The sequence below is a fragment of the Nocardia sp. NPDC005745 genome, from assembly GCF_040630775.1.
Lineage (GTDB): Bacteria > Actinomycetota > Actinomycetes > Mycobacteriales > Mycobacteriaceae > Nocardia.
Genome location: NZ_JBEXYF010000042.1, coordinates 49,496 through 62,520 on the forward strand (window position 1 = coordinate 49,496; position 13,025 = coordinate 62,520).

Annotated in this window: 27 protein-coding genes and 1 pseudogene; 3 read left to right on the top strand and 25 right to left on the bottom strand. The window is 66.4% G+C overall.

The genetic code is table 11. From position 1 onward, the window contains the following. Positions 1–111: 111 nt before the first annotated feature. The 25 genes from ABZ420_RS31625 to ABZ420_RS31745 form a co-directional block, all read right to left on the bottom strand. Positions 112–330: a hypothetical protein gene (locus tag ABZ420_RS31625; protein ID WP_357130549.1), complete on the bottom strand. Its 219-nt coding sequence runs from the start codon at positions 328–330 to the stop codon at positions 112–114. Continuing rightward, positions 323–571: a hypothetical protein gene (locus ABZ420_RS31630; RefSeq protein WP_357130552.1), complete on the bottom strand. Its 249-nt coding sequence runs from the start codon at positions 569–571 to the stop codon at positions 323–325. Before ABZ420_RS31630 ends, ABZ420_RS31625 begins: the two co-directional genes overlap by 8 nt. Beyond that, positions 568–705, bottom strand: coding sequence for a hypothetical protein (locus tag ABZ420_RS31635; protein ID WP_357130556.1), 138 nt, complete (start codon positions 703–705; stop codon positions 568–570). Before ABZ420_RS31635 ends, ABZ420_RS31630 begins: the two co-directional genes overlap by 4 nt. A 42-nt stretch (positions 706–747) precedes the next feature. Beyond that, the gene (locus ABZ420_RS31640; protein WP_357130559.1) at positions 748–1,008 is read right to left on the bottom strand and encodes a hypothetical protein; all 261 of its coding nucleotides are present in this window, start codon (positions 1,006–1,008) and stop codon (positions 748–750) included. Then, on the bottom strand, positions 1,001–1,432 hold the full coding sequence (locus ABZ420_RS31645; RefSeq protein ID WP_357130562.1) for a hypothetical protein: 432 nt from the start codon (positions 1,430–1,432) through the stop codon (positions 1,001–1,003). Before ABZ420_RS31645 ends, ABZ420_RS31640 begins: the two co-directional genes overlap by 8 nt. 51 nt (positions 1,433–1,483) lie before the next feature. Continuing rightward, positions 1,484–2,341, bottom strand: a complete 858-nt coding sequence (locus tag ABZ420_RS31650) for a DUF2303 family protein (protein ID WP_357130565.1) — start codon at positions 2,339–2,341, stop codon at positions 1,484–1,486. Continuing rightward, the gene (locus tag ABZ420_RS31655) at positions 2,338–2,709 is read right to left on the bottom strand and encodes a hypothetical protein (RefSeq protein WP_357130568.1); all 372 of its coding nucleotides are present in this window, start codon (positions 2,707–2,709) and stop codon (positions 2,338–2,340) included. The genes ABZ420_RS31650 and ABZ420_RS31655 overlap by 4 nt, the downstream gene beginning before the upstream one ends. A gap of 21 nt (positions 2,710–2,730) precedes the next feature. After that, the gene (locus ABZ420_RS31660) at positions 2,731–2,892 is read right to left on the bottom strand and encodes a hypothetical protein (RefSeq protein WP_357130570.1); all 162 of its coding nucleotides are present in this window, start codon (positions 2,890–2,892) and stop codon (positions 2,731–2,733) included. Beyond that, the gene (locus ABZ420_RS31665) at positions 2,889–3,551 is read right to left on the bottom strand and encodes a hypothetical protein (RefSeq protein WP_357130573.1); all 663 of its coding nucleotides are present in this window, start codon (positions 3,549–3,551) and stop codon (positions 2,889–2,891) included. The genes ABZ420_RS31660 and ABZ420_RS31665 overlap by 4 nt, the downstream gene beginning before the upstream one ends. Then, a complete protein-coding gene (locus tag ABZ420_RS31670) occupies positions 3,548–3,874 on the bottom strand; it encodes a hypothetical protein (RefSeq protein ID WP_357130576.1) in 327 nt (108 codons plus the stop codon). Before ABZ420_RS31670 ends, ABZ420_RS31665 begins: the two co-directional genes overlap by 4 nt. Beyond that, positions 3,858–4,256, bottom strand: a complete 399-nt coding sequence (locus ABZ420_RS31675) for a hypothetical protein (protein ID WP_357130579.1) — start codon at positions 4,254–4,256, stop codon at positions 3,858–3,860. The genes ABZ420_RS31670 and ABZ420_RS31675 overlap by 17 nt, the downstream gene beginning before the upstream one ends. Before the next feature lie 118 nt (positions 4,257–4,374). Beyond that, the gene (locus tag ABZ420_RS31680; protein ID WP_357130582.1) at positions 4,375–4,917 is read right to left on the bottom strand and encodes a hypothetical protein; all 543 of its coding nucleotides are present in this window, start codon (positions 4,915–4,917) and stop codon (positions 4,375–4,377) included. Continuing rightward, complete coding sequence (locus ABZ420_RS31685) at positions 4,914–5,063, bottom strand: hypothetical protein (protein ID WP_357130585.1); 150 nt, start codon at positions 5,061–5,063, stop codon at positions 4,914–4,916. The genes ABZ420_RS31680 and ABZ420_RS31685 overlap by 4 nt, the downstream gene beginning before the upstream one ends. A gap of 128 nt (positions 5,064–5,191) precedes the next feature. Then, positions 5,192–5,368: a hypothetical protein gene (locus tag ABZ420_RS31690; RefSeq protein ID WP_357130588.1), complete on the bottom strand. Its 177-nt coding sequence runs from the start codon at positions 5,366–5,368 to the stop codon at positions 5,192–5,194. A gap of 93 nt (positions 5,369–5,461) precedes the next feature. After that, the gene (locus ABZ420_RS31695) at positions 5,462–6,217 is read right to left on the bottom strand and encodes a hypothetical protein (protein WP_357130591.1); all 756 of its coding nucleotides are present in this window, start codon (positions 6,215–6,217) and stop codon (positions 5,462–5,464) included. Next, a complete protein-coding gene (locus ABZ420_RS31700) occupies positions 6,214–6,720 on the bottom strand; it encodes a hypothetical protein (protein WP_357130594.1) in 507 nt (168 codons plus the stop codon). Before ABZ420_RS31700 ends, ABZ420_RS31695 begins: the two co-directional genes overlap by 4 nt. 4 nt (positions 6,721–6,724) lie before the next feature. After that, on the bottom strand, positions 6,725–7,222 hold the full coding sequence (locus ABZ420_RS31705) for a hypothetical protein (protein WP_357130597.1): 498 nt from the start codon (positions 7,220–7,222) through the stop codon (positions 6,725–6,727). Then, positions 7,219–8,256, bottom strand: a complete 1,038-nt coding sequence (locus tag ABZ420_RS31710) for a hypothetical protein (protein ID WP_357130600.1) — start codon at positions 8,254–8,256, stop codon at positions 7,219–7,221. Before ABZ420_RS31710 ends, ABZ420_RS31705 begins: the two co-directional genes overlap by 4 nt. A gap of 81 nt (positions 8,257–8,337) precedes the next feature. After that, complete coding sequence (locus ABZ420_RS31715) at positions 8,338–8,703, bottom strand: HNH endonuclease (RefSeq protein WP_357130603.1); 366 nt, start codon at positions 8,701–8,703, stop codon at positions 8,338–8,340. 3 nt (positions 8,704–8,706) lie between these two features. Beyond that, complete coding sequence (locus ABZ420_RS31720; RefSeq protein WP_357130606.1) at positions 8,707–9,384, bottom strand: ERF family protein; 678 nt, start codon at positions 9,382–9,384, stop codon at positions 8,707–8,709. Further along, the gene (locus tag ABZ420_RS31725; protein ID WP_357130609.1) at positions 9,377–9,949 is read right to left on the bottom strand and encodes a hypothetical protein; all 573 of its coding nucleotides are present in this window, start codon (positions 9,947–9,949) and stop codon (positions 9,377–9,379) included. The genes ABZ420_RS31720 and ABZ420_RS31725 overlap by 8 nt, the downstream gene beginning before the upstream one ends. Beyond that, positions 9,946–10,155, bottom strand: a complete 210-nt coding sequence (locus ABZ420_RS31730; protein ID WP_357130612.1) for a helix-turn-helix domain-containing protein — start codon at positions 10,153–10,155, stop codon at positions 9,946–9,948. Before ABZ420_RS31730 ends, ABZ420_RS31725 begins: the two co-directional genes overlap by 4 nt. Positions 10,156–10,410: 255 nt before the next feature. Next, the gene (locus ABZ420_RS31735; protein WP_357130615.1) at positions 10,411–10,644 is read right to left on the bottom strand and encodes a hypothetical protein; all 234 of its coding nucleotides are present in this window, start codon (positions 10,642–10,644) and stop codon (positions 10,411–10,413) included. Between the two features lie 9 nt (positions 10,645–10,653). Then, positions 10,654–10,872: a helix-turn-helix domain-containing protein gene (locus tag ABZ420_RS31740; RefSeq protein ID WP_357130617.1), complete on the bottom strand. Its 219-nt coding sequence runs from the start codon at positions 10,870–10,872 to the stop codon at positions 10,654–10,656. Further along, positions 10,851–11,063, bottom strand: coding sequence for a helix-turn-helix transcriptional regulator (locus ABZ420_RS31745; RefSeq protein WP_357130621.1), 213 nt, complete (start codon positions 11,061–11,063; stop codon positions 10,851–10,853). Before ABZ420_RS31745 ends, ABZ420_RS31740 begins: the two co-directional genes overlap by 22 nt. A gap of 373 nt (positions 11,064–11,436) precedes the next feature. On the opposite strand from ABZ420_RS31745, the gene ABZ420_RS31750 reads away from it, so the two are divergent. The 3 genes and pseudogenes from ABZ420_RS31750 to ABZ420_RS31760 form a co-directional block, all read left to right on the top strand. Continuing rightward, on the top strand, positions 11,437–11,637 hold the full coding sequence (locus tag ABZ420_RS31750; protein WP_357130624.1) for a hypothetical protein: 201 nt from the start codon (positions 11,437–11,439) through the stop codon (positions 11,635–11,637). After that, a complete protein-coding gene (locus tag ABZ420_RS31755; protein ID WP_357130627.1) occupies positions 11,634–12,830 on the top strand; it encodes a site-specific integrase in 1,197 nt (398 codons plus the stop codon). Before ABZ420_RS31750 ends, ABZ420_RS31755 begins: the two co-directional genes overlap by 4 nt. A 96-nt stretch (positions 12,831–12,926) precedes the next feature. Further along, positions 12,927–13,025: pseudogene (locus ABZ420_RS31760) on the top strand (cytidine deaminase); the annotation flags it as partial.

Genomic DNA, 13,025 nt, shown 5'->3' on the forward strand with positions numbered 1-13,025 from the left:
CTGACCGGCACGTCGAGCACAGATTGCGTGAGGAGGCATGAGGGGCGTCGACGTACAGGCTGCACTCGGGGCAGCGGGCCGGTACCTCGATCACCTCGGGATCTGGGAGCGTCACGCGGATGGTCCTTCGGGGTAGTAGACGCGGTCAGCGTTGAGCAGGGCTTCAGCGGCGGCGTATTCGCGGTCGTCACCGCGGAGGAGGGGGAGCACGTCGTCCGCGTGGAGGAGGGGCAGATGCTGGTAATGCCGCTGGTATGCCTCCACCAGGCGGACGACGAACTCGCCGGGCAGTCGGGGTGGTGGCGGGCCGGGGGTGGCTTGGTCAGCCACGCAGGGCGTACCAGACGACACCGGCCAGGAGGGCGGCGCCGAGCACGATGCCGGCCCCGGCCGCGGCGACCGAGCCGAGTAGCAGGGTGAGGTTCCACATCAGCAGGACCGCGAGCGGCAACCCGATGGCCACGCCGCCGACGATGACCAGGATGTAGCCGATGACCTGCAACCAGTGGCGGACCGTGTCCCGGGTGGGTGTTTCGCCGGTGGCCGGTGGTGGGGTGGCGGTGATGGTCACCAGTACCACCGGCCGAGCGGGGCCATGAACGCCGTGGTCGGCTGCTCGAGGGTGCGGATCGGGTGGTGCAGGAACAGCTGCACCCACTGTTCGGGGGTGAGGTCCAGCAGGTGCAGGAGCTGGGCGAAGGTCATGATGTGGTGTCTCCTTCGGATGGGTTGGGGTGGAGCGGGAAGCTATTTCGGTGGGGTGCGGGCGGCGATCTCCTCGGCGAGGGACGCCAGCGTGGTTGCGGCGATGGCGATCTCCGGAAGCCGGTCAGCCGGAAGGCTCTCCAGGGTCGTGCGGGCCTGCTCGATGTCGCCGCGGAGCATCCAGCCGAACGCGCCCTGGGCGCGCCAGAGCTGCCCAACGCGGGCAAGAGACTCGACGGATTTGGCGAGTGATTCGCTGAATCCCTTCAGGGCTTCGTTCAGTTCGGGTTTCTCGTCAGCCATGGGTCTTCTCCTGCCGTGCGCGCTCGGCGCGTTCGAGAAGTTCGTCCCGTGCCGCGTTGTACTGCTCGCCGGTGGCGTCGTACGGCAGGGCAGGGGAGACCAGCCCGCCGATGTGGAGGGTGAACGTGCCGCCGGTGACCTTGGCGGTGCCGTACACCTGCTCGTACGCGGTGTCCTGGCCTACCTTCGGCGCCTGCGTCAGGAACTCACGGAACCGCGCCACCTCGTGCTCGTCGCGGGGTGTGAGCGGACCGTTTGAGCGGGCGCATACGACGTCGTCGGTGGGCCGGAGGAACGCGGCGGTGAGGGAGTCCACGATCTGCCGAATCTCGTGGACGGCAGTGGCGCGCTGCTCCGCCGTCCACGGCTGGACGGTGACCGTGATTAGGCCGGAGGGGGTGGTGAGCACGAACGGCTCGGGCACTGGGTGCTCCTTCGGTGCGGGCGAGCCGCGGTCGGCTCGCCCGCGTGCGGGTCAGGGAAGGGGATCGATCGGGGCGGGGGCGGGGCCGTAGACCACGGTGTGCCCGTGCGCTGTGTCGAGTTCGGTGATGACGTCGCTGGTGGCGGTGGCGAACGCCTGCAACCGCAGGTCGTCCAGGCCGGGCACGCGGAAGCCGAGCTTCAGGCTGTTGTGCTCGATGCGGTACCGCAGCTTCGCGATCACCTGGACGTGGTCGCCGCCGCGCAGGATCGGGATCTGGAGAACGAACGTCTCCGGCACCTCGAGCTGTCCCGCGTTCCCGGCCTTGGCGTCGATGTCCTCCCGGTAGCGGAAGGACACCGCGCCGTTGGACAGGCGCGACGACGACTCGAAACTGACCTGGCGTGCGGCCTGGAACGACTGCGCCAGCTCGATCATGTCCGCGGCCGTGGGGTCGTGGATGTCGGCGGCGAAGTCCTCCAGCAGCTCGGCGAAATCCACCTGGTTGTAGAACTTCCCGGAACGCTGACTCCACCGCAGGAACTGGTCAGAGTGGGTGAGTTGCAGGGTGATTCGGTGGTCGCGCCAGCCGTCGAAGTTGATGACCGCGGTGAGCCGGTTGGTGGTCTCGTCGGCGAAGATCGTCGCGCCGTGATGGTCGTCCTGGCCGAGAAGAGTGGTGAAGCTGCCGGGTTCGGTCACGGTGCTGTGGCCGCGCCGCCGGGACGGCTCGTACAGGTACGCCTCGTGAGAGCGGACGTCCAGCTGCTCGCCGCTGCGGACGATGTTGACGTGGAGGGCATCGGGCTCGGGCACGATCTTCTGTCCGAACCGCTCGGATTCGCGGGCGATCTCGGCGATGGCCGCGGCATCGCCGGTTGCGGACAGTTCGACGGGTTCGAGGTTCATGCGTTGTTGGCCTTTCGGGTATCGGAGGAGGGGACGACCCGCATCCCGGGGATCTCCATCTGCGTTGGGTCGCGGCGGGTGGCGTTGCCGTGGCGGTCCACGAACCACAAGGAGGTGGGGCGGTCCAGGCGCGGTGCTTTGGTGGCCACGGAGTCCTTGATCGCCAGCATGTCCGTGCCCTTCTGGATGCTGACGTCGAACGTGATGGTCAACCGGCCGGCCTTGCGGGTCTCCTCCACGGCGGCGATCAGGTCGTGGAGGGCTTGGCTGGCTTCGTCGTGGACTGCGCCGCGGCGCAGCTCGGTGAGGAAGTCGGCGAACGGGCGGACGAACTTCTCGTCCTCGGTCTCGTCGGTGTTGTCGGACAAGGGGATGCCTTCCTGTGGGGGTTACGGGTTATCGCCCTGGATGGACGCCGAGAGCATTACTCCGACGATGTGCAGCGCTTGGGCCTCGGTGAATCCCTCCTTGACCAGGCCCATAAAGAAGTCCCGGCAGGTCCGGCCGACGGTGCGGGCAGCGGCGGACGGCTCGAACGCGTCAGCGCTCATTTCGCTGCGCCGCCGGTGATCGCGTCGTAGAGGCGCATGGCCCATCGGGCGTCACCGAGGGCGGTGTGCCGCTGCTCCTCGCTGGGCGGTTCGACACCGCAGGCGCGGGACAGGTCGTCGGACTTCCAGGGGAGGGTGAGGATTTCGGTGAGCCGCTCGCCCTGCGCTGGGACACCGGTAATGGGTCCGGACAGCCAGCCGATCGCCAACGTTTCGACGTCGATCAGGTGGTAGTGCCAGGCGGGGGCCAGTCCGGCTTCGCGGAGCATGGGTGCCAAGGTCTCGGTGTCGAAGTTCGGTACGGCGCCGACGATGTGTGCACCGTGGGTCCAGCGGGCGACGCGCATAGCTGCCTCACCGCGTGACAGGACCCCGCGGGCTCGCCAGTCCGCGTCCTCCCATGCGCCGCTTGTGGCGTTGTCGTTGGGGTAGGCCGCGGACAGTTGTTTGCCGAGGGGGTGGCGGTCGTAGAAGCCGCCGACCTTCAGGCCGTACGGGTCGGCGGTGCTCAAGTCGATGTCCACGAAGAACTGGGTCTGCTGCTCGCCTGCGCGGTCGGTGGGGTCGCGGCGGATCATGGCGACTTCCCAGACCTTCCGGCCGGGGTGGATGCCGTCGGTCTCGGTGTCGAGGAACACCAGGGGCGGGTGGTCGGTCACTTTCGTTCTCTCTCCTTGGTGAGATGCCAGTAGCCGCACACGCACAGGTAGGAGCGGGCGGGTAACCGGCTGCCGGGGCGGCCTCGCTTCCAGACGCCGGTGAGGACTTGCTCAGCGCGTTGCTGGTCGCGGAACTTGGTTTTGTTCGGGGTGGGGCATCGGGGTGGTGGTGGTTTGCTCTTGGCCTTGATGTGGCGTTCGAGGTAGCGGACTGCCCTGATGCGCTTCGGCAATCCGGGTGTCTCGAATCCGCATGTGCAGGCGGCGATGTGTACGCCCGGGACGAGGCGGCGAGCGCCAGCGAGTTCATGGCGTTGGGTCATCGGACAGTCCGGTGTCGAGGTTGAACAGGGGGTTCATGAGCCTTTCGAGTGCGGCGCGACGGGTGGCCGCCGCGGTGTGGGCGTGGTGGTCGCGGTCGTAGTGGAGGTGGCAGCCCTGGCACATCGCGCGGAGGTTGTCGTCTGCGCAGTGCTCGGGCGTGTGGTCCAGGTGCGCGGTGGTCAGCACCACGGTGGAGCCGGTGCCATGGGCCGGTGCGTTGTGCCGGTTGCGGCAGCGGCCGTCGGCGTCGAGATGGTCTGGGGGACGGCCGCATTCGCCGAGGCATTCGCAGCGGCCACCCGCCCGGCCGAACCGGATCCGTTGGGAGATCTCCGGCCAGTCGGGCGGGTAGCGGTCGCGGTTCTCTGGGCGGATGGGCATGGTCAGTCGTCGGCCGTGGTGAACTCGCCGCCGCCTCCGCAGAGGTAGCAGCCGACGAGATCGCCTTGCCCGTTGCAGTTCTCGCAGAACCACCAGCGGAGGGCACGTCGCGCGCGCATCAGAACTCGGGTTGGGGGCCGGGGCCGCTGAGCTGTTCGAGTACGGCGCGGACATCGGCGATCTCGTCGTCTGGCACCTTTGCCCAGTCGGTGGCGTAGAGGGACCACTCTCGCCTGATGACATCCGCTCCCGAGGACTCGAAACCGAGGTCTTCGGCTTGCGCCTGCATGTTGTCGAACCGCTGGACCGCGACGTCCAGCGAGGGCGACTCGATGCATTCGCCGTTGCGTTTGCACACCGCGTAGTGGGTGCCGCTGTCGGTGACGGCCCCGGCGGGACGCTGGACGCGCGCGCGGTCGCGCTCTTGTTGAAGTTCGATCCGGAGGTCGCGGACCTCGAGTTGGAGGTTGCGGACGTCGACGGTCGCCGAGTACAGCTGGGCGTGTACGCATTTCGCGACGAGCCGCAGGGCTTCGGCGTCGGTCGGGGAGAGCTTCCCGCCGTGCTGATTCTGCTTGGCGTACTGGAGCAGCAGCGTCGCGGAGGGTTGGTCGGTGGGATGAAAGTCGCCGCAGCTATCGCACGCCTGCCATTGGGTCATTGGTCGGCTCCTGAGTCGTAGCACCAGCAGGCGATCCCGCCGGGGCACTGGTAGGGAAGCGGCGCGCGGATCGGCTCGGCGGGCGTGGCGGACTGCTCGTCGCGCACGGGTGCTGTCGCGGGGTCGCGCGGGGTTTCGTCAGACATCCGGCTCTTTCCGGTTAGTGACGGCTCAATCCGTCGAACAAATGTGAATCTACACCCTCGTACGTGTGCAGTCAATCACGTCGTGAGAGTCAATTTCGGCGTTGATGGTCGGGTGGTGAATGTCCGATTCACGCGTCGAGCAGGTAGCCGCGCAGCCATTCGTATACACGGGCGAATCCGTCGGGATCGGCAACGTTTACCGGTTGTACCAGCACGTAACCGTGCATATCGACTAGAGCGAGCTGGCCTTCTCCGTTGGTGACGAGACGTACATCTACGGCTGTCCAGTCGTCTAATCGATCCACGTGGGCATCCTCCCATTCGGGTGACGGCTTATCCGTCGAACAAACCAAACAGTACCCACATTCGCGTGTATGGTCAAACAGCTATTACCCTGTCTAGCTGCGCAGTCTCACCACCTGCCGTTCACTGATCCCGATCCGCTCAGCGATCTCCGCCGCCGTCAGTCCCTTCCCGGTGAGTTCGGCGACCTCCACGCGGCGCAGGGCGGAAAGCTCCCGCAACGTCGGCGGAGGTGGAGGCGGCGGATCAATCGCCGGTTGCCACATCACACGAGGGTCATCGATATCGAGACCTTCCCAGTCCAACGGTGCCCCCCAGCCGTACCGGCTGGCGTAGGTCCGGCCCCGTGTGCTGCCGCCCGGTGTTCCGGACAGCCGCTCGTACAGCTGGTAGAACAGCTTCCACATCGTGTAGGGCAGCAAGGTGGGTGGGCGGTTGGTCAGCTGGTTGATGTAGTCGTCACGCAGGCCGGTCTCGATTTCGATTGCATCGCAGGACCACGCGATCGTGCGCAGGGCTTGCAGGCGCCGCACGGCTCCGATCGCGAGGACGACCTCCTGGCGCTCGTTGGGTCGGTGGGAGACAGACCGCAGAGCCTGGGCGTGCCGAAACTGCATCGTCGGGCGCGGGTTGAGCAGCGACTTGCGAATCATCGCGTCCGACACTCCGGCGTCGCGGGCTATCGATCGCAGCGGCAATCCCATCCCATGCAGGTTCCGTACGTGGTCCAGCGGCGGCCCGGACGGGACGCGGCCGGGCAGGCCGCGGTACAGCGTGGCGCGTTCGTACTCGGCGACCTTCCGGTTTGGTCGCCGCATACGCGTGTGCACGGGTATGTCTCCGGCGCTCATTCAGCGGCTCCGATCTGGAACAGCGGCAACGTCAGCTCCACCCGCATCGAACGCGGAGACCGCCGGCGCGGCGGTTGGATCACGATGATCTGGTCGGGGCACGGTTCGCCGCAGCGGCGGCGGGCCTCGGCGAGTTGGTCGATCAGGTTGCCGCGCACGGTCTTCAGGTGGTCGAGGTCGGCGAGCAGCTGGGCGAGCGCGGCCGGGGTGATGGTCGCGGCCTTGGCGCGGCTGGTCGCCTTCGCGGCCGCGGCCTCGGCGGCGAGGAGCCGGGCGGTGAGCACGGCGACCGGTTCGCTGCGGGCGTTCTGGACGGTGCGCCTCGAGCAGTGCAGCCACGCGGCGATGACCTCGTTGGTGTAGCCGCGGTGGGTGAGTTGCGCGACCAGCCACGCACGGTCCGAGGCGGGCAGGTGCCCGCCCTGGACGCGTCCGGCTATGGCCGCGTCGATCAGATGTTCGTCGGGGTCCCAGCGTGGCTGGTGTAGGGGCACGACGGACATGGGCTCACCTCCGGGGTTGCGTGTGGTCGGGGTAGTCGGTGATCCGGGAGTACTGGCCGGATTCCGCGCGGGCGCGGCCCTCGCGCAGGATTCGCGCGGCCTCGTGGACGCTGGCCGGTTTCTGCGGCAGCAGCTGGTGGGGGTCGTGCTGGCAGACGATCGCCCACCCGTACTTGTCGTCGGGGTCGATGACGTAGCCGTATTCGTCGCACAGCTTGCAGTTCGGGTCGGACTTCGGGGACAGCACCTGCTTGCCGCTTCCCGGCAGCGGCGGCAGCCGCCTGGTGGCCCTTATGCGCTCGGTGACCATCGCGGGCAGCAGAACATCCCGGGACTGGTCGTAATGCGCGCGTACGGCCTCCACAGCCTCGGCGTGACGCCATCCTGCGCGGCGCGCGGCTTCGGTCCACGCGGTGACGGTGGCGGCGTCCAGGGATGCGCGCCGGTCGTAGCCAACGATCACCACCAACAGGTCACGCACCTGGTCGTCGGTCATCGTCATGGCGCGCTCTTCACCGGGACACGCATCGATCCGTCGCCGTTGAACCACGGGGTCGGGTCGATGCCGTGGTCACGCAGCACCTGTGCGTTGGGGATGTCCTTGCCCAGCTCGGAGGTGACCAAGAACCGCTCGGTGCGGGTGAGCCGCTGGTGAATGAGCTTCGTGTGGTGCTCGTAGCCACGCAGAATCCAGTACCGCCACGCGCGATCCCACTCGCGCTTCTCGGCGTCCTTGCCGTCTTTGGACAGCCAGTGATTAACGAACTTCTCAGTCTCGTGGGCAATGTCCAGACCGGAGCCGTCGAACTTCCGCGCCCAGTCGAGAGCGCCAGGAGAAGGCTCCCAGTCCTCGGGGAGCCGGGAGGCGCGGCGAGCGCGCATTGGGATATCCCCGGCCGGGGGTGTCGCGTTGGGGAGGGGCCGGTGGCCCTCTCTCTCTAGTTGGTTTGGGTCTAGTTCCTTATAGATATAGTTACCCACCCCACTAGCGGTGTGGGGGGACACCCCGCCAGCGGAGGGGAGCGACTCACCGCTCCTGGGGTGGGGTGTCGTCACATCCCCAACCGGAACCCGGTTGTCCCCAAGATCATCCGCAGCGTTATCCACAGGGTGAGGCGGGTTCCACATCACCACATACCCGTTCGAATCACGCTGGAAGTGATCGTCGTCGCGGCGCACACTCCACGAATTCGCGCCCGTGGCCGGATCGGTGCCACGCCAGCGCTCGAACGTGTACACCGCGCCGATCCGCTTCAGCTCCACCAGCGCGCGGTCCAACGCGCTGATCGACATGCGCGCCACCTTCGCGATCTCCTTTTTGGTGGGGAACCCGAACCGGCTCACGTTGTCGGCGTGATCGGTGAGGACGCTGTACACGCGATAGGCGTTCGCGGAAATGTCGGCGTGCAGCACCCATTTCGGGATCTGCACGAACGGCCGCTTCTCCCGTGTGATCCCGTCTCGCACGGCCTGGGGGGTGACCAACCCCAGATGGTCCTCGTAGCGCATCCTGCGCTGGTGGTCGTCGTATCGCATCCTGTTACGCTCTTTCCAACCCTGTAGGGGTTGATGGGATGGCGGGGCAGGTGGGTTCAGCACCGGCCCCGCACTCATTGGTCAAGGGGAAGTAGGGGATTCGGCGCGCACCGGCGCGGTCTCTGCGAGACCGCCGATGTCGTCCAGCCACACCCACCGGTCCAGCAGCGTCCACGGGGACCGCAACCACACGCGCTGCCTCTGCGTGTCGTGCTCGCCGTTGAACAGCCACAAGCCGGACTCGTGCGCGGCTGCCGGGTTGTGCTCCACCCAGCCGTGGCAGCCGGTTGTCCCGCTGCCGCACAACGCGATCACGTTGGACGGGGTCCACGGGCCGCCCTGGCCGCGCTTCCACCGGTGGTGCATCGTGACCCCCGGCGCCCGGCAGCGTTCGCACTGGCCGCCGCATCGCTCGGTGACGATGTGGCGGCACAGGCTCTCGTTCACGGCCTAGTCCTCGCCTCTGCCCGCTACGTCGTATGCGGGCTCTCGGCCCTCGCCGGGTACCTGTGTCGCGTGCTCAGCGCGGTACCGTTCGGCCAGCGCCCGGATAGGGGCGGGGTCGGTGGCGTGGTCGATGTGCAGGCCGTTGTTCGCGTGGGAGAAATCCCGTATGGCCTTGCGCGGGGGGATGCCGAGTTCTGCGCACAACCGCTCGAGGTCGTCGCGTGCGTCCTGCGCTTCCTGACTGAACCCGGCTCGCTCATGGCTGGAACTGTCGGGGTCCGGCTCACCCGTGGGGACGGTGAGACCCTGGAGCAGGAAGATTCGGTAGGCCACGGCCTCCGCCTTGGCTACCGCCTTGTCGCCGGTGTCGGAGGCTTGCCCGTAGGTGACGCCCGAGAACGAGTCCCCGGCCGGGCCGTACACGGTGTACCGCATCCGCACGATGACCCCGTGCATCTGCGCACCGGATTTGGCTTTGTACCACTCGGTGCGGATCTCCTCGGCGGTCGGGATGATCACCACCCCGTGCTCACGCAGCGCCGGGCCGACCTCGTTCATCGTCGCGTCGATGCCCCGGAAATTGAATCCCTGCTCCTTGTTCCGATCGTTCTTCCCGATGGCCTGGACCTCACCCATGACCGCCGAGAACGCCTCGAACACAGTCGGTTTCGCATCACCCATCGGCGCGAGCCTCCAACGCCTTCGGGGCGCTGGTCAGCTCCACCGGGACCGGGTTACCGGCAAGCAGGTCTCGCACCAATCTGTGCGCGGCGGAGGTCTCGCGCACGGTCAGTGTCGGGTCGGGCCGGGACCGCTTGGTGCCGGGCACGTCCGTGGTGGCCGCGACCTTGAGCGCTTCGTCCCGCAAGGCTGACGAGATGACTTGCGTGTCCCTGAGCAGCAGGTGAGGGGCGTGCTCCTTGAGCACGGCCGCGATCTCGTCGGTGCGGCCGAACACAGTTCGCTCGGTCAACCTGTCGGGGTAGGTGGTCCTGATCCAGTCATCGAACGCTGTCGGGTCGGTGACGTTGGCGACCTGTTTCGGGTCGCTCATCGTGGCCGTGCCGAGCGAATCGTCCGTGCGGGGGTCCAGGCCGGTGAGCTTCATTCCGCGAGACATGCGCTGCCGCAGCTCGTTTCGAGCCAGGTCGTGATCCTTCTTGATGCGCTTCAACAGCGCGGCGAGCACGGCGGTGCGTGCGATGACGGTGTTGATGTCTTCGGCGGGGATCACTGCGCCGGTCATGCGCTGGCCGCCTCGGTGTTGGCCTCCGGGTTGCGGCGCTGCTGACGCATCCACGCGTGAACGTCCGTGTCCTTGTACCGGATGCGACCGAACCGGCTCGCGGTCAGCTTCTCGTAACGCGGGCCGCGGCCTTCGCAGCGCCACCGGGCGAGCGTGACAGGATGAATGCCGATCATTTCGGCGGCTTTGGTGTTCGTCAGATACACAGTCGATTCCCTTTCCCTGCGCACGGGATAAGAGGTCGCACCGCTACCGACGGTAGGCAGAATCCAACCGACGATTGTTCCCACCAGCGGAGGTGGTGTTGCTCCGTGGTAGGCAGATCGGCTAGCCTGGCATACGGTCAGCGCGGTAGATCCCAAGTCGTTCCGCGTGACAAATTGGTTATGTGGGGGTCATCGGAGTGGTGTCCGGTGACCATCCACTACTATAATGGATTATAGCTGAGAGGCAAGTCCCAGTTACCCGCCTTTCTCCGTCTCCCTCTTCTCCAGCTCCTGCTGCCTGATCTTGTAGATCATCGGCTCCGACAGATGCGCCTTCTCCGCGATCACCTTCCGGGGGATCTTGGCCTCGACCGCGTTCAGCACAATTTCGTCGCGCTGCTCCCTGAGCCTGGCGGTGGCCTCCTCCATCTCGGCCACCACGCGCTCCAGTCGCGTGAGAATCGCCTGCTGTTCCTCGGTCATCCCCATGCGGGAAGGCTACAGCGCCACCGGCCGGCTTCGGCGCCGCCGCGTATGGGCGCGCTCGTAGTCCGTCACCGCGTCCGCGCTGATCCGAATCCGCCGTCCCAGGCGCATGTGCGCCAGCTCGCCACCCTTGACCATCCGCTGAATCTCCCGCGGCGTCATCCGCCACCGCTGCGCAACCTCCGCGCACGTAAGCCATGTTGACTCGCTCACGCCGAGTCCCCGTCCCACAGCAAATCCTCGGGCGCACCGACCGCCCGGGATATTTCGGACGCTAGCTCATGCCCAGCCCCTAGCCTTCGGCCCGCTAGTAGGTGATCGATGAACGAGTGATCACACCCCACCTGCGCGGCGAGACCTCTGGTCGACAGACCAGATTGGTGCATCAACGCTCGCAAGGTATCCGACGACTTCAGCCTCATGGTGCACACAGCCCCCTTGCCGTTAAAGATCGCTATAGATAACTTCGGGCAATTCACCCACAGTTATAGCTGAAAAGTCAACTGTTGGTTGGGGGTTCGGAAACTGTTGGTAGGCGAACGTAAATCAGCCATAATCCAACACGGCCGCCGTACCGCTGGTAAACCACCGCAGAGGCGCGAAACAACGTGGTAGGCAAGGGCACACTTCGCGGGGAAAGGTTGGGGACACATGGAACTCGGAGAGCTCATCCGGGCCGCCAAGGGGGACCGCTCGTATGCGCAACTGGAACACGACGGAGGGGGGATGTTAGGGGCAGAAAGATGGCGACAGATTGCTACAGGCCCCCTCAATACTTTCCCCAACCCGGCATCCATGACCGCCATCGCTACCGCCCTCGACGTCACCGAGGAGACTGTGCTGCTGGCCGCCGGCGCCAGCCTCGGGTTGAAGACGGGGACGCGGTCGCGGCTGGTGATGCTGATCCCCGACCGCGCCGCGGAGCTGTCGGACCAGTGTGTCGCCGCCGTGGTGAATCTCGTCCGTGCCTTGTGCGCGATTCAGGACGCCGTATGAGCAAAGGCGACGGCTGGATTCAGAAGAAGCAACGCAAATCCGCGACGACAGGAAAGGTGACCGTAACCTACGTCGCGCGATTCACGCCGCCCGGCGGAAAGGAAGAATCCAAATCGTTCAAACGGCACGGCCGTACCAACGAACCGGGGACCGCCGCGTATTGGCTCCAACAACAACGCGAAGCCGTACGAACCTCGACCTATATCGACCCCCGCGATCGTGAATGGACAGTCGCCGAATGGGCGGACGCGTGGCTGGACTCCTACACCGGCATCAGCGACGAGACCCGCCGCGCCTACCGCGCCGTCATCGAGCTCGACATCAAAGCCTCCGGCCTCGGCGACGATCCGATCCTCTCGGTCGACAGGCTCCGAATGGGCGAGTGGATGAACAAGCTCGTCACCCGCAAATGGGCAGACAAACCACTCATGGCCAGCACCATGGCAACCCGCCGCACGGTGATCGCGATGATCTTCGCCGCGGCCCACGACGAGCAGATCATCCCCCGCAACCCCATGCGCAAGGTCCACGCCCCGCAGGGCGCCGTGGAGATCGAGCCGATCGACCCCGAGGAGCTGCCCACCCCGGAGCAGGTTTGGCACCTCTACGACGTAGCCGGCGACCGGCACGCCCTGTTGCGGGAGCAGATCATCGTCACCGCGGGGACGGGACTGCGTCCCGGTGAGCTCCTCGGGCTGCGTCCGCGAAATCTCCGGGCCCGCCAGATCCATGTGGTGGAGCAGCGCCGCCTCAAATCCGCGGAGGTGGAGTACGGGCCGCCCAAGTCGAAGGCGTCCCGTCGGCGCATACCCATCGGTGACGAAGTCGAGGAGGCGATCGGGCGACACCTCGAAGCCAATCCCGCCGATCCCGATGAGGTGATCTTCCGGTTCCGCGACGGTAAGGAGTGGCATCGCTCGACGTGGGCGGATCACTGGCGGCGGGTCCGGGAAGCCGCGGGGCTGCCGAAGCTGCGGTTCTACCTGCTGCGCCACTACTACGCGTCGGTGTTGATCGAGGGCGGCGCATCCCCGAAGCTTGTGATGTCGCGCATGGGTCACGAGAGCAGCAAGTACACCCTGGAGCGGTATGCCCGGCTGTGGCACGACAGCGAAGAAGTGACCCGCGAGCTGAGCGACGCCGGACTGAAACGGGACAAAGGCGGGACACTCCGCTCGGCCACCGATCAGTAGCCCGCTCCAGCAAATCTCTGACTACCACTCGAAACGAGGAAATCCCCGGCCGTGGATATCGACTGGAAAGCACTTCGGAGCAGCGCATATGAGGCAATGCAGAGAGCGTATGCTCCGTACTCCCGCTTCCCCGTGGGAGCTGCTGGGTTAACGGATAGCGGTGTCGTCACGGGATGCAATGTGGAGAATGTCTCA